At 47.1% G+C, this 2,654-nt stretch carries 4 protein-coding genes; 1 reads left to right on the top strand and 3 read right to left on the bottom strand.

From position 1 onward, the window contains the following. The first annotated feature begins 282 nt into the window (after positions 1-282). Complete coding sequence (mntP, locus tag E0D98_RS23190) at positions 283-849, top strand: manganese efflux pump MntP (RefSeq protein WP_001296134.1); 567 nt, start codon at positions 283-285, stop codon at positions 847-849. On the opposite strand, the gene rlmA is transcribed toward mntP, so the two are convergent. The 3 genes from rlmA to E0D98_RS23175 form a co-directional block, all read right to left on the bottom strand. Continuing rightward, positions 846-1,655: a 23S rRNA (guanine(745)-N(1))-methyltransferase gene (gene rlmA, locus E0D98_RS23185; RefSeq protein ID WP_000010129.1), complete on the bottom strand. Its 810-nt coding sequence runs from the start codon at positions 1,653-1,655 to the stop codon at positions 846-848. The genes mntP and rlmA overlap by 4 nt on opposite strands. Positions 1,656-1,820: 165 nt before the next feature. Next, positions 1,821-2,030 (bottom strand): transcription antiterminator/RNA stability regulator CspE, encoded by a 210-nt coding sequence (cspE, locus tag E0D98_RS23180; RefSeq protein WP_001062678.1) that lies wholly within the window; start codon positions 2,028-2,030, stop codon positions 1,821-1,823. Between the two features lie 12 nt (positions 2,031-2,042). Further along, on the bottom strand, positions 2,043-2,186 hold the full coding sequence (locus tag E0D98_RS23175) for a DUF2627 domain-containing protein (protein ID WP_001295496.1): 144 nt from the start codon (positions 2,184-2,186) through the stop codon (positions 2,043-2,045). Positions 2,187-2,654 lie beyond the last annotated feature (468 nt).

The following is a 2,654-nucleotide window of genomic DNA, read 5'->3' as shown; positions in this document are numbered from 1 at the left end:
AAATAATATATTCCAACAGTTGTTTTATATTCTCAAAATATGTTAAGGTTGCGCCCTCATTTGGGGAGTAGCTGATTTCCAGATTCCGGAAATGTACGTGTCAACATACTCGTTGCAAAACGTGGCACGTACGGACTGAAGACTTTCAGTCAGGCGAGACCATATGCACATCAATCGCTATGCCTGCATGAACGCGAAAACCCATCGCGGCTTGTTGTTCATGTATGCATGTTTGCTGGGGGCGATGATGTGTTTTATGGATACCCCGGTCAGGACGTTGTCATGAATATCACTGCTACTGTTCTTCTTGCGTTTGGTATGTCGATGGATGCATTTGCTGCATCAATCGGTAAAGGTGCCACCCTCCATAAACCGAAATTTTCTGAAGCATTGCGAACCGGCCTTATTTTTGGTGCCGTCGAAACCCTGACGCCGCTGATCGGCTGGGGAATGGGCATGTTAGCCAGCCGGTTTGTCCTTGAATGGAATCACTGGATTGCGTTTGTGCTGCTGATATTCCTCGGCGGGCGAATGATTATTGAGGGTTTTCGTGGCGCAGATGATGAAGATGAAGAGCCGCGCCGTCGGCACGGTTTCTGGCTACTGGTAACCACCGCGATTGCCACCAGCCTGGATGCCATGGCTGTGGGTGTTGGTCTTGCTTTCCTGCAGGTCAACATTATCGCGACCGCATTGGCCATTGGTTGTGCAACCTTGATTATGTCGACATTAGGGATGATGGTTGGTCGCTTTATCGGCTCAATTATTGGGAAAAAAGCGGAAATTCTCGGCGGGCTGGTACTGATCGGCATCGGCGTCCAGATCCTCTGGACGCACTTCCACGGTTAATAAGAACGCTGCCAGAGGTGAATATTAAAGTCCGTCTGGCAGTCGAACACTTCTTTTGCTGCCAGTGTTTGCCAGACTTCTGGCTTCGCACGCCAGGCAAACGGCGTCATCTGCAATAATGCGACGGCTTCATCACCGCGAAGACGCATCGGATAACACAACTCATCACTCTGCTGTAATGTAAAACCTTCCAGTTGTTCTGCATGAGGTGCATGAAGATGTACTTCATTGTAAATCAGCCCCTTCAGCTCCATCAAATGTCGCGGTCCCGGCGTGGCAGTAATGACCCAGCCGCCGGGCTTCACTACTCGTGCTAATTCTTCTGCTTTACACGGCGCGTAAATACGTATTATGGCGTCCATACTGGTATCGGAAAACGGCAAACGGTGGCTGGAAGCGACACAAAGAGTGACCTGCGGATAGCGTTTCGCCGCCGCTTTTATCGCTACCTTCGAGACATCCAGGCCAAACGTGGTGATTTCGGGCAACGCATCGGCAAATGCGTGTGTGTAATACCCTTCACCACAGCCAATATCCAGCACCGCCGTGGCCTTTTCATCAAGCCGTTCCCGCAGTTGGGCGACAATTGCATCACGCAGCGGCTGATAATGTCCGGCATCTAAGAATGCGCGGCGTGCTTGCATCATTTCCGCGCTGTCGCCCGGATCACGAGACCGTTTATGCTGAACGGGCAGCAGATTGACATACCCTTCTTTCGCCATATCAAACTGATGTCGCTGGGGACAGATATAGCTGTTTTTTTCACGCGAAAGAGGCTGATGGCAAAGTGGACAGGAAAACGACATGACAACTCCGGCAGGATACTAAAGGCCGCAAGTGTAACGCGAATCACGCGGCGGGCAAATATCCGAACGCCAGGAGCGAAGATAAAGCATAGTAAAAAGCCTCGCATTCGACGAGGCTTTATAGCGAGATTGAAGCGTATTCACACTTCAGATCAGTGGATTCGATCAGATAGCTGTTACGTTAACAGCTGCCGGACCTTTCTGGCCGTCCTGAATTTCGAACTCAACGTTCTGACCTTCAGCCAGAGTTTTGAAGCCATTACCCTGGATAGCGGAGAAGTGTACGAACACGTCTTTGCTGCCATCAGCCGGAGTAATGAAGCCAAAACCTTTAGACTCGTTGAACCACTTAACCTGACCTTTAATCTTTGCCATTTGAAAAATTCCTTAGATTGTTTTCTTCGCCCGCAGGCATAACATAGATAAAACTGACACATTACTGCATGAGGCACCAATATAAGGCTCGGCAGAGAAGCGGTATTCAACGTCAACGTGTTTACTCAGGACTTCTTTACTGAAAATGCCACACATAAACAGAACTGTACCTCGTTTAACCCGAAATCTGTTATCACATACAACGTTAATTATGGCAAGCCATTTTTAAACATGTCTCGATCAGACGCACAAATCTCGATACGTCTTCCACTTTTTTTGCACACTTATGCAACGGAATACGCGCCGATATATCATTGTGCTTAACCTTGCCAGTTCAGGCAGATACTTAAACTGGCGTAGTTTCTAACATAGTTCAATAAGTTCAGTTGTTCCAGGCCAGTGGGAGAAGTTATTACATAGTGCGTGCAATATCACATTTTCTGCTATGCAATGAATAAAAAGTTATATCACTTTTTCTCATAAAACAGTCAGTTAACGGCTATCAATTACCCTAAAGAGAAGTCAATCCCCAAAGGGATTGTAAATTTAAAATAAGAAAAATTGATGAGTGAGCAAAAAAATCAAGAGAGAAACGTTTCGCTAATAAATAATACCACACTTAAT

Source organism: Escherichia sp. KCJ4928, assembly GCF_004352695.1.
Lineage (GTDB): Bacteria > Pseudomonadota > Gammaproteobacteria > Enterobacterales > Enterobacteriaceae > ECMA0423.
The sequence above is the reverse complement of the archived record's forward strand: the minus strand, read 5'-3'. Positions and strand labels throughout refer to the sequence as shown.